This is a genomic window from Qipengyuania vulgaris, from assembly GCF_009827325.1.
In the GTDB taxonomy this organism is placed as follows: Bacteria; Pseudomonadota; Alphaproteobacteria; order Sphingomonadales; family Sphingomonadaceae; genus Qipengyuania; species Qipengyuania vulgaris.
Window position 1 is genome coordinate 87,549 of record NZ_WTYC01000007.1, and the last position, 22,557, is coordinate 110,105.

General features: G+C 60.7%; 20 protein-coding genes and 1 tRNA gene. 6 read left to right on the plus strand and 15 right to left on the minus strand.

The features are described from left to right. Nucleotides 1-82: 82 nt before the first annotated feature. The 7 genes from GRI69_RS12830 to GRI69_RS12865 form a co-directional block, all read right to left on the minus strand. A complete protein-coding gene (locus tag GRI69_RS12830; RefSeq protein WP_160728674.1) occupies nt 83-517 on the minus strand; it encodes a hypothetical protein in 435 nt (144 codons plus the stop codon). A gap of 137 nt (nt 518-654) precedes the next feature. Continuing rightward, nucleotides 655-1,437, minus strand: coding sequence for a heme-dependent oxidative N-demethylase family protein (locus tag GRI69_RS12835; RefSeq protein ID WP_160728675.1), 783 nt, complete (start codon nt 1,435-1,437; stop codon nt 655-657). 226 nt (nt 1,438-1,663) lie between these two features. Continuing rightward, nucleotides 1,664-2,674: a biotin synthase BioB gene (bioB, locus tag GRI69_RS12845; RefSeq protein ID WP_160728677.1), complete on the minus strand. Its 1,011-nt coding sequence runs from the start codon at nt 2,672-2,674 to the stop codon at nt 1,664-1,666. A 250-nt stretch (nt 2,675-2,924) separates the two neighbouring features. After that, a complete protein-coding gene (gene scpA, locus GRI69_RS12850) occupies nt 2,925-5,087 on the minus strand; it encodes a methylmalonyl-CoA mutase (RefSeq protein ID WP_160728678.1) in 2,163 nt (720 codons plus the stop codon). Nucleotides 5,088-5,204: 117 nt separating this feature from the next. After that, on the minus strand, nt 5,205-5,654 hold the full coding sequence (gene mce, locus GRI69_RS12855; RefSeq protein ID WP_160728707.1) for a methylmalonyl-CoA epimerase: 450 nt from the start codon (nt 5,652-5,654) through the stop codon (nt 5,205-5,207). Between the two features lie 238 nt (nt 5,655-5,892). Continuing rightward, the gene (locus GRI69_RS12860; protein ID WP_160728679.1) at nt 5,893-7,425 is read right to left on the minus strand and encodes an acyl-CoA carboxylase subunit beta; all 1,533 of its coding nucleotides are present in this window, start codon (nt 7,423-7,425) and stop codon (nt 5,893-5,895) included. 67 nt (nt 7,426-7,492) lie between these two features. Beyond that, nucleotides 7,493-8,230 carry a TlyA family RNA methyltransferase gene (locus GRI69_RS12865; protein WP_160728680.1) on the minus strand — a complete coding sequence of 246 codons (738 nt, stop codon included), beginning with the start codon at nt 8,228-8,230 and terminating at the stop codon, nt 7,493-7,495. 49 nt (nt 8,231-8,279) lie between these two features. On the opposite strand from GRI69_RS12865, the gene GRI69_RS12870 reads away from it, so the two are divergent. Further along, a complete protein-coding gene (locus GRI69_RS12870) occupies nt 8,280-8,855 on the plus strand; it encodes a hypothetical protein (RefSeq protein WP_160728681.1) in 576 nt (191 codons plus the stop codon). 433 nt (nt 8,856-9,288) lie between these two features. Beyond that, nucleotides 9,289-10,368: a branched-chain amino acid aminotransferase gene (locus tag GRI69_RS12875; protein WP_160728682.1), complete on the plus strand. Its 1,080-nt coding sequence runs from the start codon at nt 9,289-9,291 to the stop codon at nt 10,366-10,368. On the opposite strand, the gene GRI69_RS12880 is transcribed toward GRI69_RS12875, so the two are convergent. Beyond that, nucleotides 10,365-11,294, minus strand: coding sequence for a LysR substrate-binding domain-containing protein (locus GRI69_RS12880; RefSeq protein WP_160728683.1), 930 nt, complete (start codon nt 11,292-11,294; stop codon nt 10,365-10,367). The two genes, GRI69_RS12875 and GRI69_RS12880, sit on opposite strands and share 4 nt — an antisense overlap. Before the next feature lie 106 nt (nt 11,295-11,400). Between GRI69_RS12880 and GRI69_RS12885 the strand changes: the two genes are divergently transcribed. Then, nucleotides 11,401-12,117, plus strand: coding sequence for a pirin family protein (locus GRI69_RS12885; RefSeq protein WP_160728684.1), 717 nt, complete (start codon nt 11,401-11,403; stop codon nt 12,115-12,117). A 14-nt stretch (nt 12,118-12,131) separates the two neighbouring features. Next, complete coding sequence (locus GRI69_RS12890; RefSeq protein ID WP_160728685.1) at nt 12,132-12,725, plus strand: FMN-dependent NADH-azoreductase; 594 nt, start codon at nt 12,132-12,134, stop codon at nt 12,723-12,725. 60 nt (nt 12,726-12,785) lie between these two features. Here GRI69_RS12890 and GRI69_RS12895 read toward each other — a convergent pair whose 3' ends face one another. The 5 genes from GRI69_RS12895 to GRI69_RS12915 form a co-directional block, all read right to left on the minus strand. Beyond that, nucleotides 12,786-13,673 carry an EamA family transporter gene (locus tag GRI69_RS12895; protein ID WP_160728686.1) on the minus strand — a complete coding sequence of 296 codons (888 nt, stop codon included), beginning with the start codon at nt 13,671-13,673 and terminating at the stop codon, nt 12,786-12,788. A gap of 12 nt (nt 13,674-13,685) precedes the next feature. Then, on the minus strand, nt 13,686-15,755 hold the full coding sequence (locus GRI69_RS12900; protein WP_160728687.1) for an NAD(+) synthase: 2,070 nt from the start codon (nt 15,753-15,755) through the stop codon (nt 13,686-13,688). Then, complete coding sequence (locus tag GRI69_RS12905) at nt 15,748-16,260, minus strand: CinA family protein (protein WP_160728688.1); 513 nt, start codon at nt 16,258-16,260, stop codon at nt 15,748-15,750. The genes GRI69_RS12900 and GRI69_RS12905 overlap by 8 nt, the downstream gene beginning before the upstream one ends. Before the next feature lie 51 nt (nt 16,261-16,311). Beyond that, a complete protein-coding gene (locus tag GRI69_RS12910; protein WP_160728689.1) occupies nt 16,312-17,325 on the minus strand; it encodes a sensor histidine kinase in 1,014 nt (337 codons plus the stop codon). A gap of 133 nt (nt 17,326-17,458) precedes the next feature. Further along, the gene (locus GRI69_RS12915; RefSeq protein ID WP_160728690.1) at nt 17,459-18,460 is read right to left on the minus strand and encodes a DNA topoisomerase IB; all 1,002 of its coding nucleotides are present in this window, start codon (nt 18,458-18,460) and stop codon (nt 17,459-17,461) included. Between the two features lie 93 nt (nt 18,461-18,553). Between GRI69_RS12915 and yghU the strand changes: the two genes are divergently transcribed. Then, nucleotides 18,554-19,405 carry a glutathione-dependent disulfide-bond oxidoreductase gene (gene yghU / locus GRI69_RS12920; protein WP_160728691.1) on the plus strand — a complete coding sequence of 284 codons (852 nt, stop codon included), beginning with the start codon at nt 18,554-18,556 and terminating at the stop codon, nt 19,403-19,405. 49 nt (nt 19,406-19,454) lie between these two features. Beyond that, nucleotides 19,455-19,529 (plus strand) — tRNA-Gln (locus tag GRI69_RS12925). A 1,023-nt stretch (nt 19,530-20,552) separates the two neighbouring features. On the opposite strand, the gene GRI69_RS12930 is transcribed toward GRI69_RS12925, so the two are convergent. Together GRI69_RS12930 and GRI69_RS12935 are read right to left on the minus strand one after the other, a co-directional pair. Then, nucleotides 20,553-20,786 (minus strand): hypothetical protein, encoded by a 234-nt coding sequence (locus GRI69_RS12930; RefSeq protein WP_160728692.1) that lies wholly within the window; start codon nt 20,784-20,786, stop codon nt 20,553-20,555. Between the two features lie 912 nt (nt 20,787-21,698). After that, complete coding sequence (locus GRI69_RS12935; protein ID WP_160728693.1) at nt 21,699-22,364, minus strand: outer membrane protein; 666 nt, start codon at nt 22,362-22,364, stop codon at nt 21,699-21,701. Nucleotides 22,365-22,557: the final 193 nt, after the last annotated feature.

A 22,557-nucleotide genomic window follows, 5' to 3' on the forward strand; every position in this document is an offset into this window, starting at 1 on the left:
ACGGGCCTCCGGAGGCGGTCAAAAAGCGTGTTGCAACGCCCATGCCGCAGCGGAGGCCCGGTATCAAGTTATGCTGGTAGCATCATTCGCCCACGTCGATATGACCGATGTGACGTTGCTCCTCCTGAATAGAATCGTTGAACTCCGCCCACAGCGCCTTGGCCTTGTCCTCGCCGCCGACCTGCTTCACGAATTCAGCCTCCCACTCCTTGTCGTAGGGATTTTCCTTCCAGGCCATCGCCGCTGGTCCGTCTTTCATCTTGAAGGCGACGATCGAGTGCCACTCCCCCGTCTGCATGTGAAAATCCATCACATCGTTGCGGCCGAGCGCTTCGTCGACCTTTTCGTACATCTCGATGATCTCGTGCGCGCGTTCGCCCTTGCCGGATTTCCACTTGATCATGCTGATGTTGTACCAGTCGACCTCGCGCATTTCCTGCGCGCTGGCGGCGGTAGGTGCGGATGCGGCGGTCATTCCCATGCCGAGTGCGGCAACGGTCAAAAGTAGCTTCTTCATGCAGTCTTCTCCCCTGTATTCAGGAATGCGACCCTAAGAAGCGATCCGGTTTCTTGATAATGCTGATGTACCCCCAGCGCCGCGCATCGGAGGCTTGTTTCATCGACCTGTCAAGCTTTCTGGATTCAGGTTCCAGTTCAGAGGCTTGCCGAATATCGAATCAGGGCGTGGGCGTAGAAATCCGCGCCGCGGCGGTCGCCTTCGCCATCAAGCAGGCGCGGCATGGCCTCTGCGAGTCGCGTGATATTCGGTTTCGATAGCTCGCCCAGCGGGGAAACATAGATGCCGATGGTGAAAAGGATTGCGCCCGTCTCCGGCAGTCGGCGCAGCGTCTGGCGTTCGGAACGGACGAACAGCGTTTCGCCAGCGTTTTCGGGCGTGACATGGGCGAAGGCGCGCTCGGGCGGCTCGGCCGCCCAGCGGCGCTCGCACGTCGCGGCGATGAACCAGTTGCAGCGGCCGTAGATCGCACCCGGCGTGAGCTTGGCCATGAAATTGTCGACCCCGCTGCCGAGCTGTTCCTCATAGCCCTGGATCGGCGCGTGCAGCGCGCGGAGCGGCAGGCCCAGCTTTGCGGCAGGCTCCCAGTCGGACGGCCAAACCACCGCTGCGCCGATGAGGCGGTATTGCTCGTCGCCCGGGCGGAGGGTGAGCAGGCACATATCCTCGTGATGCGCAGCCGCCACTTCGGGCAGGCTGCCGGAGAGGCCCAGGATGGCAGCCAGCTCTGCGCCGGGTGCCTCGACCTCGGGGGAAAGCTGGATACCCTCAGGATAGGCAGCGAAGCCCTCGGCGCGCGCGGCAAGGTCTGGATCGGGCTGGAGCCATTCGCTCTCGTCCAGCTTGGCGAGCCCCATCTTGAGCACGCCCCCGCCCCGGGCCTTGGGCAGGAGTTCGTCGACGGAGAAGCCGAGGGTCAATCGCGCGTCCGCTTGATGATACCGCGCGCAAACCACTGAAGGAATAGCACGCACACGACGCCATAGATGATTGTCGGTATTGCACCGCCAGCCAGATAACTAGGCGGATCTGGCGTCTCACCTGGATTTGTGAACTTTACGATTTCGAAAACCATGGAGGCTGCGCCCCAATAGAGGACCGAGAACAACGAGAAACCGAGACTCGCGATCCTGACAAACCGGCCAATCACTCCGCCGGTTCCGCCACCTTGCATGCCCGCATCGGCTCTTCCTGCTCTAGCGGCGTTAGCCCGAGCTTCGCAAACAGTGCCGCATCGCTATCGTCGCCCGCATTGGGCGCGGTGAGCAGCTTGTCGCCGGTGAAGATCGAGTTCGCGCCCGCCATGAAGCACAGCGCCTGCGTGGCTTCGGACATGCTCTCGCGGCCCGCGCTCAGCCGCACCATACTCATGGGCATGCAGATGCGCGCCACCGCCACCGTGCGGACGAATTCGATATCGTCGATCTTGGCGAGCGGCGTATCGGCCAGCATGTCCCCCAGCACCGTGCCCTTGACCGGAACCAGCGCATTGACCGGCACGCTTTCGGGATGGCGTTCAAGCGTGGCGAGCGTGTGGACGAAGCCCACCCTGTCGCTGCGCGTCTCGCCCATGCCGACGATCCCGCCGCTGCACACGTTGATGCCCGCATCGCGCACGTTCTGCAGCGTATCGAGGCGGTCCTCGTACTTGCGGCTGGAGATCACCCGTTCGTAATATTCCGGGCCGGTGTCGACATTATGGTTGTAGTAATCGAGGCCCGCTTCCTTGAGCATGTCCGCCTGCTTGGGCGTCAGCATGCCCAGCGTCATGCAGGTTTCGAGCCCCATGGCGCGCACGCCCTTCACGATTTCGACGATCGCCGGCATGTCGCGGTCCTTGGGGTTGCGCCAGGCGGCACCCATGCAGAACCGCTGGCTGCCCGCATCCTTCGCCTGCGCCGCCCGCTGGAGGACCGATTGGACCTCCATCAGCTTGGTCGCCTCGACGCCGCTATCGGCCTTCACCGATTGCGAGCAATAGCCGCAATCCTCCGGACATCCGCCGGTCTTGATCGACAGCAACGTGCAGAGCTGCACCTGCTCGGGCGGATGGAACTCGCGGTGGACCGTGGCGGCTTGGAAGAGCAGCTCGGTAAAGGAAAGGTCGAACAGCCCTGCAATTTCCTCGCGGATCCAGTCGTTACGGATTTCAGTCATTGAGTCTCATCATCATAAAGTCGGCTTCCATACGCGGTAGACGCCCCAAAAGGTAATTGCAGTTACCGTAAGCATCACGCCCCAACCAAGGTAGTCTGCCCACCAATAGTAACGCGGACCTGCGCTCGGATCCAGGAATCGCGCAGCCACCGCGACGGTGATCCACAATGCGATAGGCACAGTAAAGACTAGCGAAGCGAGTAACGCGACAGACCCCATTATTCGAAGGAACAGGACCATCAGTGCGCCCTCACTCCGCCGCCTCGTCCAGATCCTCTCCTGCAGGCGGCATGTTGTGGCCGAGCAACCGCAGCACGTCCGCCGCGCATTCGACCACGTTGCTGCCAGGCCCGTAGATCCCCTGTACCCCGGCATCGCGAAGGAAGTCGTAATCCTTCTGCGGGATCACGCCGCCGGCGATCACCTTGATGTCGCTGCGACCGGCCTCTTTCAGCAGGCCGATCAATTCGGGGATCAGCGTCTTGTGTCCGGCAGCCAGCGACGATGCCCCGATGGCATCGACATCCTTCTCCAATGCCATGTCGCGTGTTTCCACAGGGGTCTGGAACAGCGGGCCGGAGACGACCTCGAAGCCCATGTCGGCGAAGGCGCTGGCGATTACGTTCGCGCCGCGGTCATGCCCGTCCTGCCCCATCTTGGCGACCATCAACTTCGGCGCACGGCCGAGGCGGCGTTCGACCGCCTTCACGCCTTCCACCACCTGGGCATAGCGATCATCCTCGGCATAGGCCTTGGAATAGATGCCGCGCACGGGCGTGGGCAGCGTGTCGTAGCGGCCATAGGCGTCTTCCATCGCCTGGCTGATTTCGCCCAGCGTGGCATCATGACGGGCAGCCTCGACCGCGAGAGCGAGCAAATTGCCGTCACGCTGCGCCGCTCCGCGAGCCAGCGCGTCGAGCGCAGCGCGGCAGGCCATGTCGTCGCGCCCTGCGCGCACCTTCTCCAGCCGCGCAATCTGGCTCTGGCGTACGGCATGGTTGTCGATATCGAGCGTGTCGATCTGGTCTTCCTTGTCGCGGCGGTACTTGTTGACGCCCACGATCACGGTCTCGCCCCGGTCCACGCTGGCCTGCTTGGCGGCGGCGGCGCTTTCGATGGCGGCCTTGGGCTTCCCACTCGCGACATATTCGGTCATGCCGCCCGTTGCCTCGACCTCATCGAGCATGGCCTTAGCCTGTTCCACCAGCGCGGCGGTGAGGCTTTCGATGTAGTAGCTTCCGCCCAGCGGATCGGCGACATGGGTGATGCCAGTCTCTTCCTGGATCACCAGCTGGGTATTGCGCGCGATGCGGGCGCTGAAATCGGTCGGCAGCGCGATCGCCTCGTCCAGCGCATTGGTGTGGAGCGACTGGGTGCCGCCTAGCACCGCCGCCATCGCTTCGATCGTGGTGCGGATGACGTTGTTGTAGGGATCCTGCTCCTGCAGACTGACACCGCTCGTCTGGCAGTGCGTGCGGAGCATCTTCGACTTGGGGTTCTGCGCGCCAAGCTCTTCCATGACATCGTGCCACAGATGGCGGGCAGCGCGCATCTTGGCGATCTCCATGAAGAAGTTCATGCCGATGCCCCAGAAGAAGGACAGGCGCGGCGCGAAAGCATCGATGTCGAGGCCCGCTTCCATCGCGCGCTTGGCGTATTCCTTGCCGTCGGCGATGGTGAAGGCGAGTTCCTGCACCGCGGTCGCCCCGGCCTCGTGCATGTGATAGCCACTGATCGAAATGCTGTTGAATTTCGGCATGTTGGCCGAGGTATATGCGATGATGTCGGAGACGATCCGCATGCTCGGTTCGGGTGGGTATATATAGGTATTGCGGACCATGAACTCCTTGAGGATGTCGTTCTGGATGGTCCCCGAAAGCTTGTCCTGGCTCACGCCCTGCCGCTCCGCCGCGACGATGTAGAAGGCCAGCACGGGGATGACCGCGCCGTTCATCGTCATGGAAACGCTCATGGTGTCGAGCGGGATCTGGTCGAACAGGATTTCCATGTCGCGCACGGTGTCGATCGCGACGCCTGCCTTCCCAACATCGCCGACCACGCGCGGGTGGTCGCTGTCATAGCCGCGGTGCGTGGCGAGGTCGAAAGCGACCGACAGGCCCTTCTGGCCTGCGGCCAGGTTGCGGCGATAGAAGGCGTTCGATTCCTCGGCGGTGGAGAAGCCTGCGTACTGGCGGATGGTCCACGGACGGCCGGTGTACATCGAGGCATAGGGGCCGCGCGTGAAGGGCGCGATGCCGGGAACGCCAGGATCGAGACCCTCGGTGTCCTCGCTGGTGTAGAGCGGCTTTACCGCAATCCCCTCGGGCGTGTGCCAGGTGAGGTCGCGGCCCTTCACCTCCTTGTCGGCGCGGGATTTCCAGTCGTCGTAAGTGGGGGTCTTATCTTCAGCCATAACATCCGTTCGCCCTGAGCCTGTCGAAGGGCAGTCCTTGCTTCTAGCGGTCCCGTTGTCCACAAAGAAGGACGGTGCTTCGACAGGCTCAGCACGAACGGGGTGAGAGGTCAGCGCCTAGTTCGACCAGTGCGCGTTTTCCTTGGGCGTTTCCATGATCTCGGTAAGCTGGCCCATCATGTCCTTGGGGTGGAGGAAGAAGATCGGCGTGCCATGCGCGCCGATCCGCGTGGGGCCGAGGATGCGCTTGCCCAGCTCCTCGAACCATTTGCGCGCGTCCTCGATATCCTCGACCTCGTAGCAGACATGGTGCTGCGCGCCGGCGGGGTTCTTCTCGAGAAATTTCGCGATGGGGCTGTCGGGTCCGAGCGGCTCGATCAGCTCGATCTGCGTGCCTTTGGTCCCGTCGAGACCGGGCGTGTCGACAAAGCAGACCTTTACCCCTTGCGCCTCGAGATCGAAGGGCTTGTGAAACGAGGTCGCGCCCATGACATCGCGATAATAGCGCACCGATTCCTCGATTGAGGGCGTGGCGACGCCGATGTGGTTGAGACGGCCGAGTTTCACCATATATCTCCCAAGAACGCCGCTAGGCGGTGGTATTCCTCAATGATCAAGACCACGGGGGCAACAAAACCGCCGAAAAAAATCACAGCAAGACTTATCCAGAATGCTAACGGTTCATCCCTGCGATGCGAAGCACGACCCTCGTAAGTGACCGCTCCTACTCGCATGGATTTGCGCAATGCCCACACAGCCCAAATCGGTAACAAAACGATAACCGCGAGGAGAAACAATGGGTGGCTCATAACGGAATATTGTCATGCTTCTTCCAAGGGTTTTCGAGCTGCTTGGTCCGCAACTTCCGTAGCCCCAGCGCGATCCGCTTGCGCGTGGAGTGCGGGTAGATCACCTCGTCGATATAGCCGCGGCTCGCCGCCACGAAGGGGTTGGCGAAGCGATCTTCGTATTCCTTGGTCTTCTCGGCGATCTTTTCCGGATCGTCGCGGTCCTGGCGGAAGATGATCTCCACCGCGCCCTTCGCGCCCATGACCGCGATCTCGGCGGTGGGCCAGGCATAGTTGAGATCACCGCGCAGGTGCTTGGAGGCCATCACGTCATACGCCCCGCCATAGGCCTTGCGGGTGATCACGGTGATCTTGGGCACGGTCGCTTCGGCATAGGCGAACAGCAGCTTCGCGCCGTGCTTGATGATGCCGTTATGCTCCTGGCTAGTGCCTGGAAGGAAGCCGGGCACGTCGACGAAAGTCAGAATGGGAATCTCGAAGGCATCGCAGAATCGAACGAAGCGCGCGGCTTTCTTGCTGGAATTGATGTCGAGCACGCCCGCGAGAACCATGGGCTGGTTCGCCACCACGCCCACCGTGCGCCCCTCCACCCGGCCGAAACCGCAGATGATGTTGGCAGCATGGTTCGGCTGGATTTCGAAGAACTCGCCTTCGTCCAGCGTCTTACGGATGACCTCGTGCATATCGTAAGGCTGGTTGGCATTGTCGGGGATTACCGTATCGAGGCTGTGCTCCTCACGGTCCCACGCATCGCTGGTCGGCCGCTCGGGCACATCCTCGCGGTTCGACAGCGGCAGGTAATCGAAGAAATTGCGCGTCGCGAGCAGTGTCTCGATGTCGTTTTCGAAGCTGTTGTCGGCGACCGAGGTCTTGGTGGTGTGCGTCTTCGCCCCGCCCAGTTCCTCTTGCGTGACGACCTCGTTGGTCACCGTCTTCACCACGTCGGGGCCGGTGACGAACATGTAACTGCTGTCCTCGACCATGAAGATGAAGTCGGTCATGGCGGGCGAGTAAACCGCGCCGCCCGCGCAAGGCCCCATGATGAGGCTGATCTGCGGGATTACCCCGCTTGCCAGCACATTGCGCTGGAACACCTCGGCATAGCCGCCGAGCGATGCCACGCCTTCCTGGATGCGCGCACCGCCAGAATCGTTGAGGCCGATCACGGGCGCACCGACCTTCATCGCAGTGTCCATCACCTTGCAGATTTTCTCTGCATGACGTTTGGAAAGAGATCCGCCGAAGACGGTGAAATCCTGGGAGAAAACATAGACCAGACGGCCGTTGATCGTGCCACTTCCGGTAACCACACCGTCACCGGGGATCTTCTGGTCCTGCATGCCGAAATCGACGCAGTCATGCTCGACATAGCGGTCCAGCTCCTCGAAGCTGCCTTCGTCCAGCAGCACTTCGAGCCGTTCGCGTGCGGTCAGCTTGCCCTTGGCGTGCTGAGCGTCGATCCGCTTCTGTCCGCCGCCCATCCAGGCGGCGTCACGGCGGCGTTCCATTTCGGCGATATTGGCGGACATGTTCTCTCCGTGGGTACGATTGCGGTGCGCCTAGAGCGGAGTGCTACGTAAGGTCAATCGCGCCTTGCTATTCTCTCAACGCGGAAATCAGGAATTCGACATTGCCTTCCGGGCCGGTAATCGGGCTCTGGGTGATGCCCTGCACTCTGAAACCATGCCCTTCCATCCATTGGCGGACCTCTTCGCATACGCGGGCATGGAGCGCGGGATCGCGGACCACGCCACCCTTGCCGACTTCTTCCCGACCCACCTCGAACTGCGGCTTGATCAGCGCAACGACACGGCAATCACGTTCTGCCAGATCGAATGGCCGCTCAAGCACCTTGGCGAGGCCGATGAAGCTCGCGTCGCAGACGATCCACGACGCCGGACGGTCGATCATTTCCCTCGTGAGGATCCTTGCGCTGGTCTGCTCGAGGACAGTGACGCGGTCGTCCTGCCGCAGCTTCCAGGCAAGCTGGTTCGTGCCGCTGTCGACCGCAAAGACGTGCTTCGCCCCGCCCTGCAGCAACACATCGGTGAAGCCGCCGGTCGAACTGCCGATATCCATCGCCGTGACGCCGGTAGGATCGAGATCGAAATGTTCGATGGCGTGTGCCAGTTTGATGCCGCCGCGGCTGACCCAGGGATGATCGCGCCCGCGCACATCGAGCGGCGCGTCTTCGGCAAGTTGCTGCCCCGGTTTCGCCAGCTTCTGTTCGCCCGAAAAGACCAGCCCTGCCATCACCAGCGCCTGTGCCCGGGTGCGACTTTCGACCAGTCCGCGGTCGACGAGCATCTGATCGAGGCGACGTTTCTTTGCCATGACAGCCCTATTCCGTGAAACCAGTGCGCCTAGCGGGCATTAGTCTGGCATGAAAGTCTCGCATAACGCCATCGCACGTGTCCTTTTGCTGTCGAGCGCCATGCTCGCCGCAGGCTGCGTGCCCGCGCCGGATTCGACGCCGGCCCCGTCCCCCACCCCGGTACAGACCGCACCGCCTCCCGCCCCGGCCCCCAGCCCGATGCCGACCCCGGCACCGGAAAACTGGATGGACGTGGCACGTACTTCGGGAGACTGGACCTATCGTGATCTCGGTTTTGGCACTCAGGCCCTCTATTCGGACGGGACGACCGAGAAGTTTGTCATTCAATGCATGGTGGACGACCCGGCCTCGCAAACGAAGCGGCTCGGCCTGATGCGTCCGGGTGACTTCGATGCTCAGAACCAGTTTATTGTCCGAACCGAAACTGCAACGCGGGCCATTGGTGCAGCCCCCACGAATTTCGAACGAGGCAATGGATTGATCGCCTTCGTGGCGGCCCGCGATCCGATCCTCGACGCGATGGCCCTGACCAAAGGACGATTCGCTGTGGAAACTTCGGGAATGCCGACGCTTTACCTGCCGGCGTGGGCCGAGGTGACACGGGTGATCGAGGATTGCCGCTAAGGCGATTCACCTAACCGCTACCGCCTGCAATTTGCGGCTGTTCGAATCACGAAAAAGGCCCGGAGGATGTTCCGGGCCACAAACACTGATTCTGACGTGGGAAAACTTTTTTACAAGCCTTGTTTTCAATTGAATTACGCAACAAATTGGCAACCAAGATCGGCGGCACGCGCGGTCTTGGGTCCCGGTGATGCGGGGTTCTAGCTCACAAGCTTGAAAGGAGGTGATCCGATGTCTCATGGTTCAGTAGCGAGGTCGGTGAAGATCCCTACGGAGCATATTCGGTAGTTTTCCCGCCGAGTAAGGCAACGTGAGCGGCGCTTCCGGCCGCTGACCATGCGAAGGCCAGTTCCACCTACGGGCGTGGAGCTGGCCTTCTCATTTTGTGCTTCAGACCTTGCCCTGCAGGTTGCTGCGCTTTAACCGCGCAGGCATGGATTTCGAGCATCTTCCCCACCCCGCCCCCGTCCCCGGCGAGACCCGCCAGCAGGCGCTCAAGGACCCCGGCTTCGGCAAGCTGTTTACCGACCACATGGTCGTGATCGACTACGACGCCGATAAGGGCGGATGGCACAAGGCGACGCTCGGCCCGCGCGAGCACATCAGCCTCGATCCGGCGGCGGCGGTGCTGCATTACGCGCAGGAAATCTTCGAAGGCATGAAAGCCTACAAGCAGGCGGACGATAGCCTCGCGCTGTTCCGCCCCGAACGGAACGCGCGCCGTTTCAACGAAAGCGCGCGGCGGATGGCGATGCCCGACCTGCCCGAAGAGCTGTTCCTCGAATCGATCCGCCAGCTGGTAGCGAAGGACCGCGAATGGGTGCCTTCCGACCCCGACGGTTCGCTTTACCTGCGCCCCTTCATGTTCGCTTCCGAAGCCTTCCTCGGCGTGCGTCCGGCGCGGCAATACAAGTACATCCTCATCGCGAGCCCCGTCGGCCCCTATTTCAAGGGCGGCGCCAAACCGGTGAAGATCTGGGTCAGCCGCAACTACACCCGCGCTGCCCCCGGCGGCACCGGCGCAGCCAAGACCGGTGGCAATTACGCAGCATCGCTCGTTCCGCAGGCCGAAGGAATCGAGAACGGCTGCGACCAGGTGGTCTTCCTCGATGCGGTCGAGAAGAAATGGGTCGAGGAACTGGGCGGGATGAACCTGTTCTTCGTGTTCGACGATGGCACGGTAATCACCCCGCCGCTAACGGGCACAATCCTGCCCGGCATCACTCGCAAAAGCCTGATCGAGCTTCTGCGCGAAGAAGGCCTGCAGGTACGCGAGGAACCCTACAGCATCGACCAATGGCGCGCCGATGCGACCACCGGCAAGCTCCTGGAGACCATGGCCTGCGGAACAGCGGCGGTGGTTACGCCGGTCGGCACGGTGCTGGGTCCGGACGGCGAGTTCACCATTGGCAGCGGCGGCACGGGGCAGATGACCCACAAGATCCGCGAAAAGCTGGTCGGCATCCAGAAGGGCGCCGTCGAGGACACGCACGGCTGGGTAACGAAGCTCTAGGCTTCTCCGCTCACCGAAGGTTCCACCCCGCTGCACGCGCCCAGCCGTTCGCGGATGGCGTCGATCAGCCAACTCGTCGCAGGTCCGGGTCGCGCATCGCGGCGCCACAGGGCGCTGAGCGTGTAGTTCGCGCCCGGCTTTTCGGGCAGGTCGAGCAGGCACAGCCGCCCTTCGGCCAAATCGCCGCTCACTACATGGCGCGGCATATTGCCCCAGCCGATTCCTTCCTTGAGTAGCGCGTGCTTCGCGCCCAGATCGGCCAGCCGCCAGCTTTGCGGCGACAGGACGGAGAATTCGCGGCCCTCGGTCAGGGGTGAACGGTCGGAGAGGACAAGCTGGAGATGCTTGCGGCTATCGCCCGGTGCGACACCGGATCGTGAAAGCGGATGATCGGGCGCGGCTACAGGGACCAGTTCCACAGTGCCGATGGCCTGACGTTCCAGTTCGGGATGATCGGCGAGGACCGGCCCCCCGATCGCGAGGTCCGCGCCGCCATCCAGCAGGCAGGCGGCCACCGCCCCCAGCGCTTCCACCTGCAGGCGTAGCGCGACGGTGGGGAACATTTCGCGGAAATCGCGCAGCACGCTTGCGGTCACCTCGCCCGGCAACATCACGTCGACGACCAGCGAGACTTCGCTTTCGAGTCCGGCATGGAGGCTCTGGGTCTTGGCCAAGAGGTGGTCAATCCCGTCGGCCACGGCCTTTGCCTCGACCAGCAGCCCCCTGCCCTCCTCGGTCAGTACCGGCTTTCGCGAACCTTCGCGGGCAAACAGCACCACCCCGAGTTGGTTCTCCAACTGGGATATGCCGTAACTGACGGCGGATACTGCGCGTCCCATACGACGTGCAGCGGCGCCGAAGCTGCCCTCTTCAGCCACTGCGAGGAAGATCCGCAGTTGATCGAGACTTGGCTCGCCGAGTTTCACTGTTCCGATTTCATGAACATCTTGCCGTGTTTTATCGCAGTTATCGGAACAGGCGGCAATGTCTATCTCTTGGTCCAACGAAGGCTTCCCATCGGGAGATTTATCAATGATCGAACTCAGACCTTTCGACAGCATCGGTTCCGCCGACCACGGCTGGCTCGATGCGCATCACCACTTCTCCTTCGCCGGTTATCACGATCCAAGCCGTGTGAACTGGGGCGCGCTGCGCGTCTGGAACGATGACAAGATTGCCCCGAAGAGCGGCTTTCCCACGCACCCGCACCAGGACATGGAAATCATCACCTATGTCCGCAGCGGTGCAATCACGCACCGTGACAGCATGGGTAATGAAGGACGCACCGAGGCCGGCGACGTACAGGTGATGAGTGCGGGCCGCGGGGTCGCGCATTCGGAATTCAATCTCGAAGACGAGGAATGCACGCTATTCCAAATCTGGATCATTCCGGACCAGCGCGGCGGCGAACCCGGCTGGGGCGCACGTAAATTCCCCAAGGGTGACCGTGCAGGCCAGTTCGTGACCCTCGCCAGCGGCGCGGCAAATGACGACGCTTCCAGCGATGAGGGGGCTTTGCCGATCCGCACCGATGCGCGCGTGCTGGGCGCGACGATCAAGGCAGGCGAAAGCGTGACCTACACGCCTGCGCAGGCCGATCGTCACCTTTACCTCGTGCCCGCCACCGGCAGCATCCGCGTGGGCAATATCGAGGCGAAAGCCCGCGATGGCCTGGCCATCACCAAGGAAGACAGCATCACCGTCACCGCGCTCGAGGACAGTGAACTCGTCCTCGTCGACGCGGCCTGAACAGGAGACCAGACATGAGCACCATTCTTCACATCACCGCCAGCATTCGTAATGACGAGTCCGTCTCGCGCAGTTTGGGTAACAGGCTGGTCGAGCGTCTTGCCGAGAATCAGGGAGCAATAGTCGTCACGCGCGATCTGGCCAAGAACGACCTCCCCTACATCGATGTAGAGCGTTTCGCTGCCAATCTTGCACCCTACGCCGAACGCTCGCCCGAGCAGCACGAACTGGCAAAGATATCCGACGAGCTGATCGGCGAATTGCAGGAGGCCGAGACCATCGTCTTCAGCCTGCCGGTGTACAACTTTGCAGTACCTGCAACGCTTAAGGCATGGGCCGATCTGGTTGCTCGGGCGGGAACGACGTTCCGCTATGCCGAGAACGGTTCGGAAGGCCTGCTGACGGGCAAGAAGGTTTACCTGACGATCGCGTCAGGGGGGATGCCGATCGGTAGCGAAATCGATTTCATGACGCCTTGGCTCAAGTTCTTCCTCGGCTTCCTCGGCATGACCGACGTCGAACTGGTGGCTGCCGACGGCATCATGGGCGAAGGCGGCGAGGAGAAAATTGCCGAAGCCCATCAGGAAGTGGAAAAGCTGGCTGCCTGATAATTTTCCGGGACCATCTCGGGGCGGTCTGCGCATGCGGGCCACCCTTTTGCTTGTACGTTAGAGGCGTGGACGGACCAGAAGCGGCTTGAAGACATTATGCGTTGGGCGCAGCACGATGATCGCGACACCCGTAACTGCGATACCCGCGCCGAGCAGTAGCCTCCAACCGATCTCGTCCCCAGTCAGCCACGCGCCGAGCGCGATGGTCATCAGCGGCGTGAGCAGCGTGAAAGGCACGACCACATTGGCATCATGGGTCTGCAGCATCCGGTAGTAGGCCGAATGGGCGCCCACCGAAACGACGATCGACGCGAAGAGCAGGCACCCGGCGATCGCCCACGGAGCGCTGGCAAGGGCCGGCAGCTGATCCGTTTCCAGCATGAACGACAGCGGGAGAAGCACGATTACCGAGGCGAGGCCCGCCCATGCCTGCATCTGGACCGCGCCGATCTCCATACGCTTGAAGAATATGGATCCCAGAGCGCCGACCACTGCCGAGGCGAAAACGAAGCCGATCCCCGCCCCCGCTTCCATACCGGCGGGCGAGCCCACCGCAATCGCCACGCCAACGAGCGTCAGCGCGATGCCGAGCGCGCGCCGCCAGCGAACCTGCTCGCGCAGGAAGAGGATCGCGAAAAGGACGGTGAGCGGCGCGCCCGCCAGACTGACGACGCCAGCCGCCGAAGGGCTGGCCGTTTTCAAGCCGACGAACAGCAGACCGAACGACCCGCCGCTTATCGCGAGACCCACGAGCATGACCCGCCAGAGGTCCGCAGGGACCTTGCGCAGCATCGGAAAAAGCGCCGCCATCACCAGGAACGAGCGCAGTGCGGCATAGAACAGCGGCGGGACCGAGAGATCGTCGACCGCGATCTTGCTGACCGCGACATTGAGCGCCCACACGATATTGCAGGCGAGGAGGATGAATATGGCACGCAGCGTCACTGCGGCGGGGCCCTAAAGGGTGTTCGCCGGCAGATTGCGTTTCAGCTCGCCCAGCCAGACATCGGCCACCGCATCGCTGGGTGCGCGCCAGTCCCCGCGAGGGGAAAGAGCCCCGCCCGCACTTACCTTAGGCCCATTCGGAATTGCGCTCCGCTTGAACTGGCTGAACCCGAAGAAGCGCTTGAGGAAATTTTCCAACCACTTGGCGATGGTCGGGAGGTCGTACCGATTGCGCATCTCTTGCGGGAAATCGATCGGCCATAGGCCTGTTTCCAGGTCCTTCCATGCATGCCACGCCAGAAAGGCGACATGGCTGGGGCTTTGTCCGAAGCGGATGATGTGGTGGAGGAAGAAGTCGTTGAGTTCGTAAGGCCCGATGATCGATTCCGTGCTCTGGATTTTGCCATCTTCACCGGCAGGGACGAGTTCGGGACTGATTTCAGTATCGAGGATGGCCTGGAGTACCGAATCCACACCTTCGTCGAACTGGCTGGTCGTCGTCGTCCAGCGGATCAAATACTGAATGAGCGTTTTTGGAACGCCCGCGTTTACGGCGTAATGGCTCATCTGGTCGCCGACGCCATAGGTGCACCACCCTAGCGCAAGTTCGGACAAGTCGCCCGTCCCGACGACCCAGCCCCCATGTTGTCCCGCCAGCCGGAACAGGTAATCGGTCCGCAGCCCCGCTTGCACGTTCTCGAAGGTCGTGTCGTAGACCGGATGGCCGTCGGCGAAGGCATGCCCGATGTTCTCCAGCATCATCGTCGCGGTCGGCTTGATGTCGATCTCTTCCGCAGTGACGTGGATGGCTTCCATCAGCTTCCAGGCGTTGGACTTCGTGCCCTCCGAAGTCCCGAAGCCAGGCATGGTATAACCGCGAATGTCGCTGCGCGGACGCCCGAGCCGGTCCATGGCCTTGGCAGCCACGAGCAAGGCATGGGTGCTGTCGAGGCCGCCCGAAATACCGATCACAAGACATTTCGACCGCGTGGCCTCGATCCGCCGCATAAGCGCATCGACCTGGATGTTGAAGGCCTCGTAGCAATCCTCGTCCAGCTTCTCGCGCCGATTGGGCACGAATGGGAAGCGGCGGATCGGACGGATCAGGCCGATATCGCCTGCGTGATATTCATGCTCGAACCTGATCCGTCGATATCGATCCTCCGGACGTCCGGCGGCCTCGGCGGCATCGTTGAAGGTCTGCATCCGCATCCGGTCGTTCAGTACGCGCCGGGTGTCGATATCCGCCACTGAAAGCTCCGGCTCGAGATCGAAGCGCACGCTTTCAGCGAGAAGATCGCCAAGCTCGTAGATCATTCCCTGACCGTCCCACGCCAGATCGGTCGTGCTTTCGCCATGACCGCTGGCGGAATAAGCATAGGCGCACAGTGACCGGTTCGAACTGGCCCGGCACAGCAGATGACGCTCGTCGGACTTGCCGATGGTGATGTTCGATGCCGAAAGATTCAGGATGATGGTCGCCCCCGCCATCGCGGCCAGCGTTCCTGGCGGCTGGGGGGCCCAGAAATCCTCGCAGATTTCGATCCCGAAAATGAAACCCGACAGGTTCGCTGCTTCGAACAGGATATCCGTACCGAAGGGAACAGGCTTGCCGCCGAGTTCCAGTTGCATTCCCTGGATGTTCCGGCCGTGGGCAAACCAACGCTTCTCGTAGAATTCGCGGTAATTCGGCAGGTAGCTCTTCGGGACCACACCGAGAATCTCGCCTCTCGCGATGGCGAGTGCGCAATTGTAGATCCGCCCGTTGTGTCGAAGCGGGGCACCGATGACGAGCACCGGCGAAAGCGCCTGCGAAGCCTCGCAAATCTCCGTCAGATGACGTTCGACCGCATCGAGCAAGGCGGACTGAAGGTGAAGATCGTCGATCGCGTAGGAGGACAGGCAGAGTTCGGGATAGAGCAGCAGATCGACGCCAGCCTCTTCGGCTTTACGCGCCTGTTCCAGTATTCCCTCGGCGTTATAGGCGACATCGGCGGTTCGCACGCGCGGTGTGGCCGTTGCCACCCGGACAAAGCCGTGTGAGTGCATGTCGAAGAAAGGGTGCGCGGCAGTATCAGTCATGTTCAAGCGCGTCCTTCATCATACTGAGCGCGACTTCAAGTGCCGCGAGGCGAACGCCGTCCCTCCCAATGTGCCCGAAATGCCGTTCTTCGTGCTTCATCAATCCCTTCTCGCTCACGCAGGCGAAATGAACCAGGCCTTCTTCATCCTGCGGGCGGCCGGGTCCGGCAAAGCCTGTGATCGAAACGATCAGATCGGCGTCGGATTTCGCGAGCCCCCCTTTGGCCATCGCAATGGCGACTTCCCGGCTGACCGCGCCACAGTTTTCGATTTCCCCGCTGTCGCAGCCCAGCATTTCGCATTTTGCCCGGTCCGAATAGGTCACGAAACCCCGTTCGAAGACGTGCGACAGGCCGGTGACATCAGTGAGCAGGGCGGCGAGCAATCCCCCCGTGCAACTCTCTGCGGCCGCCAGTTGTACATCCCGTTTCTTTGCGAGGTTCAAGACCTCTACCGCGAGGTTCGAAACATTTTCGGGAAGGATAGGATCAATGGTGTCGGTCATGGGTCGGTTCGCGCAAAGCAATTAACAGGGTCACAGACCAACCGGAAAAACCTATGCCAGTTCCTCTTCCTTCATCCGCATCTCCGTGCGGAAGCCGTTGAGTACGGGGCCGGCGTGATGCGTTGCCCCTGCCTGATGCGCAAAGGCATTGAGTAGCTTGCTGCCGATCCCGCCTGGGGAATGCGACACCGCATCCGCTCCTACACCGTCGTCTTCGATCGTCAGGCGCCATTTTCCGTCGCGCGCATGAAAGAAGACGGAAATCGTCCCCGCTCGCCCATTAGGAAAGGCGTATTTCGCTGCGTTCACGATTGCCTCGTTGAGGTAAAGACCCATGGCGACTGCGGCCTCACGGGGAAGAATGGCTTTGTCGACTTCTCGCGCCAATCGGATCGAGCGCGGAAGGGCCGAGTTTTCGAGCCTCGTCAAAAGTTGTTCCAGATAGGGCTTCATCGCCACACCTTGGTCGTTGTCCTGCTCGCTCGCCAGCGCGGAATAGGCTTCGGCGAAAGTGCGGACCCTTCCGACGGCATCATCCAGCAGCCCGTGCAATTCCACTTGAGGGATACGACGCTTCTGGATTTCCAGCATGCTTGCCACCAGCGCAAAGTTGTTCTTCGTGCGATGCTCCAGATCGGCCAGCAGGGTCAGCCTGCGATCGGCGGATTCCGTAATCTGGTCTACCGTGTTTCGGGCCGCACGGCGGAAAGCTTCGGCGAAAATCAGGACGATGATCGCGCTGAATGCGTTGAGCACAACCCGCGCCGGGTCAGTAGGATCGGAAAAGAAGAATGACTGTTGTTCCGGGAGCACGAAAAACCACGCCCAAAGGAATGTGGTGAGAAGGGCGACAATGCCTGCCTGCCAGTGGCCATACAGTGTGGCGAGCAGAACGGTTGGGTAAATGAGCGCGAACGGACCAGACACCGGGGCCCACAAGTTGAAAATGGTGCGAAGTCCGACCATAGCAGCGCCGCACAGGAAACCGAAGATAAGCTGCGCCGCTAGCCTGCCGCTTGGCGAGACGAACTGGCGGCTGACATCATAATTCGCAAGTCTCTGCATTTATCAGGCCGCATTCCGACGGAAAATCCGACCAGGGCAGCCCCCGTCGAGCGTGCACTGAGGAGGGCAGGAATAGCCAGTCCGTGGCCGACATAGGACTAAAGGCGTGTATTGCCTAGTTTATTTACCATTCTCATGCTGCGAGCAAATTTCTCGCGCCCGGACAATCCTTCAACATCTCAAGCAAGCCCCGCTCCTCGCGGGTGAGCCAGCGCGTTGCCCGAGGCAATTGGAGCGAGCCTCGCCATTCTTCCTGTTCTTCCAGCAGGTTTATCACCGCCGGATGGATGTAGCTCTTGCGCGTGACGGCAGGAGTATTGCCCAATTGCCCGGCCACACATTCAAGGAGGGCCTTCATCGGCATCCGTCCCTCCGCCGCCCGAAGGCATTCGAAGCCCATCACGCTGGCGTGCCATGTGCGGAAGTTCTTCGCGGTAAATCGCTCTCCCATACAGTTTTCAAGATATTCGTTCACATCGCCGGAATCGACCGCCTGAACATCGCCATCGTCATCGACGTATTTGAAGACGTTCTGCCCGGGCAGATCCTGCATGCTGCGCACAAGACGTGCCAGGGCGCCATCGGTCAGTGTCACTTCGCGCATCTGGCCGGATTTGCCCTTGTAGCGCAGCTTCAAGGTCTTGCCGGTCACCTCGGCGTGACGGCGGCGGAGCGTGGTGGCACCGTAGCTCTTGTTGCGTTCCGCATACCCTTCGTTTCCGACGCGCACCGCGCCGAGATCCAGCAACCGCACCACGCTGGCAACAGCGCGTTCTCGGGTCAGCTTGCGTCCCTTCAGATCTTCTTCGACCTTCTTGCGAACCAGCGGGAGCAGGGTTCCGAAAGCGAGGCATTTATCGAACTTCTCACTCTCCCGCTCCGCGCGGAAATCAGGGTGATAGCGATATTGTTTCCGCCCTTTCGCGTCTATCCCGGTGGCGAGGATGTGGCCATTCGGCGCGGGGCAGAACCATGCATCGACATAGGCGGGCGGCAGCGCAACGGCGCTGAGGCGCTGTTTCTCCGAGCGATCGGTGATCAGCTTCCCCGTGGGATCATAATAGGCCCATCCCTTCCCTGCACCCTTGCGGGTGATTCCGGGCAACTGGTCGTCGACATAGATGAGCTTGGTCATTGCGAAGGCAAGAACCTTGGCAGGGCGAACTGCGTTCCCCACCTTGCGACGAACCGAAGTGTGCAATGGCCACTTTCGATCAGGAGACAAGAATTGCCCGATCCGACCTACACCCCGCCCGAAGTCTGGAGTGCCGATACCGTCAGCGGGGGGAAGTTCGCCAATATCAATCGCCCCACCGCTGGTGCACGCGAGCAAAAGGAACTGCCGACCGGCGAACACGACTTTCAGCTCTATTCGCTCGCCACGCCCAACGGCGTCAAGGCGACGGTGATGTTCGAGGAATTGCTAGAAGCGGGCCATTCGGGTGCGGAATACGATGCCTTCACCATCAATATCGGTGATGGCGACCAGTTCGGCAGCGGCTTTGTCGACGTGAACCCCAACAGCAAGATCCCTGCCCTACTGGACCGCAGCGGCGATGCCCCGGTACGGGTTTTCGAAAGCGGCGCAATCCTGCTTCACCTGGCAGAGAAATTCGGCGCCTTTCTCCCCACCGACCATAACCGTGCCGAAGTCCTCAGCTGGCTGTTCTGGCAGATCGGTAGCGCGCCCTTCATCGGTGGCGGGTTCGGCCATTTCTACGCCTACGCCCCGGAAAAATACGAATATCCGATCAACCGTTACGCCATGGAAGCGAAACGCTTGTTCGATGTCGCAGACCAGCGGCTGGCGCAGAGCGAATATCTCGGGGGCAACAACTATACCGTCGCCGATATTGCCACCTGGCCCTGGATGGCCCCCTTTGTCGAAGGGACGATATACGAAGAGGCCAAGACCTTCCTCTCGATCGACGATTACGAGCATGTCGGCCGATGGGCTCGGCAAATCGGTGCGCGACCCGCGGTGAAACGCGGACGGATCGTCAACAAGACCTGGGGGGACGAGGATAGGCAGCTGCTCGAACGTCACTCTGCGGCGGATTTCGAGGGTAAAAAGCTGTAGGCGCCCTCTTCACATTGTGGCTGGGCGCGTTATAGGAGCGCCCACCTGCTGGGGTGTAGCCAAGTGGTAAGGCAGCGGTTTTTGGTATCGCCATTCGCAGGTTCGATCCCTGCCACCCCAGCCACTTTTCGACATAGCCCAAGCACCTGAAATCCTTCAGGTTTCCCTGCGAGTCAACACCGCGTGGCACCCTGCCGTGGTACCCTGTCGCGGTCTCGATACCGCTACCATGATTCAATGCGATTCGAGATGCAAGCACGAACCGGCGCACTCCACTCCTCTCGTCTGACTTATCCATAACCGGATTGGCGGCGACCTAATGGCTGCTACCTGGGCGACCATCCGACGAGCTACTTCGAGGACGGCAATCTTGGGCCTTCTTTGCAACGCGAAAAAGAACTGCTGGGCGCCGTTTTGCTCGGCCTCCGCTCGATGCTCGGCTCAGGTAGCTTCGTCAGCACCGATCAGATTAGAAAAAAAGGGCGGCTTAATGGGATAATGGCTTGATACGACAACGCCCACGCGTGTCAGGAAATTCCTGCGAGAGTTTTATGTTTAATTCCGCTTGGTAATTGGCCTGCTTGAAGTTTCCGTAAGGTTTTCAACCGATGACGCCTTGCATGCTGAATCCGAAAACCCGCAAGCCGCAAAGAGGCAGCCACAACCGTTTTGGTAGATAACCAGCTTCTGCCGAGCGACTGGGGGTAACTACAACAGTCAGACCTACTCCGGATCCAGAAATCGGTGCGTGCTAAGCTGGGAAAATCAGCTTCGCTTAATCAACTCGAAGCCTGTCTTATGCTTAAACCGGCCCGCTCTCTCGAGACGCTCCTGCCCCTTCCAGTGAAGTTTGTTGGTCATAATCCTAATCCGAAGAGCCTTGCGAGCGGATTGGTAAATCACGACGGGGGCCACTAACCACGCTCAAATTGAGTTTCTCTACTCTTCCACCGTTTGATGTGGTCGCTCTGGCCCAGAGCGACCGTTATCTTCGATTGTCCGGGGAATTTTACAAGCGCCCTTGCGCGGGCTTTGATGGCAACTGCCCTCAGCGGCGCAGACCACATCTGGAACCGACAATAAAAAAGCGCCCGGGAAACCCGGGCGCTTCGAAGTCATAGGAGAATAATACGTTAGTCAGAGGCAATTAGGGGCTAACGGGACGATCTTCATCGTCGCCACCGCCGCCTACGGCTACCGCGATCAGCACAACTGCAACCAGCGCGCCGATCATAAGAAGAGTTGAGCTGCCACCCATCTCGCTAGTAGTTTCAACCGACTCGGTACCACGCTCCTGAGCCAGTGCCGTATCGGCAAAACCGATCGAGACGAAAGCCAGCGAGAGTGCCGCAGCCAGTGAAAGAAGATGGGATTTACGCATGAATCATATCCTTGGGATAACCTTGATGCCGTGCCTAAAGGCTTGAGTACGGTGATGCAAGGGATGTGACGGAAAAATCTTAAGAATTCTTGAGGAAGCCAAGGCTGAAGCGCCGTATCCAAGGCCAATTTCCATCGTGATAACTCAGCTGACTCGACCTATCCGCCAAGCAGAGATCGGGTGCTCAATCGGCTTGTTCCCAGCGATCACCCAACCAGACTCCAATTGCATTAGAGCAATCTAGCGGTTCGCCGGGTGACGCTCATTGCCCCCGTAGAACGGCAGGCGCATGCTTGGGACAGCTACGGGGCGCAAGGGGTCTCGATGCGCCGAGCGAGCCTGCCGTTCCGTAGCGCAATATACACCTTCCGATGGATTGCATCCAAGCAGAATCGACCGAAATAGGGACGGCGCTCTCTTTGCGAATAGCGGCAAATGAGGCTCGGAATTCGGTGATGGCTTGGGTGGGACGACAGACTGCGCTCCCCCTATCGGAAGATCGGCGCGGGTCGCGGGCGCCTGTAGACTGCCGTCCCATCTGGAGAGATACCACGTTGTGTGTGTCCGCGCGAAGCTAATCGACGTGGCTCGCGGTGCACCTCGCCTGACAAGTGGCTTTATCGCGCATGCCCGGACATTTAAGCCGAATTCAATGAACAAGGTCCGCAGCGGCTATTTGCCAACTTCCAAGGGTAAACTGGAGGGAGATGTGATACTATACCAGCGGAAACCGGGTGTTTGTTGTGCGAAACCGGAGGTGACGGCGCAGGCCACCTGCTGTTTGCGGTGACAGCTAATGGACCCCGCGGCCGGGGACTGCATATTGCAATCGTCCGGTGACGGACCAGTCAGATTCCGGCCCGTCACCGGTAGCAGTTGCGGAGCCCCAATTCGGGCGCCCCGCTATTGCGATTAGAACCGGAAGCCGACGCCAGCGACGATCTGGTGACGATTGAGATCGTATTCGCCGAGTTCAACAAGGTCGAGGCTCTCGCCTTCGAACTCAACGTCGCCATCCGAATACGCGGTGTAACGATACTCGATCTTGCCGTATGCGTTGCCGAACGAGCGCTCTACACCGCCGCCGAGACGCAGGCCGCTGAAATTGAAGTCGGCGCTTTCAGAGCCCGGCTCGCCATCAACGGTTCCCTCGACGTCAAGATCGAGAGTCGTATGGGCGAACCCTGCCTTGAAGTAGAACAGGTTCGAGCCGAGTACGGAGCCCACCCGGCCGCCGACGTACCAGTTGACCCCATCTTCAAGACTGACGGTGCCGTCATAGACCGAGCCGTCCACTGTCTCGTTGATGTCGATTTCTCCGCCATTGCCCGAGCTGGCGATTTCGGCTTCGGCGCCGAAGAGCAGGCCGGTGCTCTGAAAATCGTAGCCGATGGCCGCACCGTAGAACACGTCTTCCGAGTTTCCGTCGACTTCGATGCCCTCGACGTCAAGGTCAAAGCGGTCGTAGCCAGCGAGTACTTCGGCGCGCGGACCGTCAAAAGCCTTTTCTTCCTGGGCAAGCGCAGGCGTGGCGATGACGGCACAACCCAGCACCGCGAGAGTGGTCGTTTTCTTCATAATTTACCTCTGTTTAGTCCCGCAAGCGCGCGTCTTGCTGCCGCCGCAGCCGCTCAGCCGCCTCACTTTCCTTAAAATCCATGACCTTACCATGGATCAATCGAAGAGCGTTTTCTAGCATCAATCGCGTGCGACGTTACTTCAGATGCGAGGAAATGGTTAAATCGGTCGGAGCGAACAGGGAAAAAGCCTA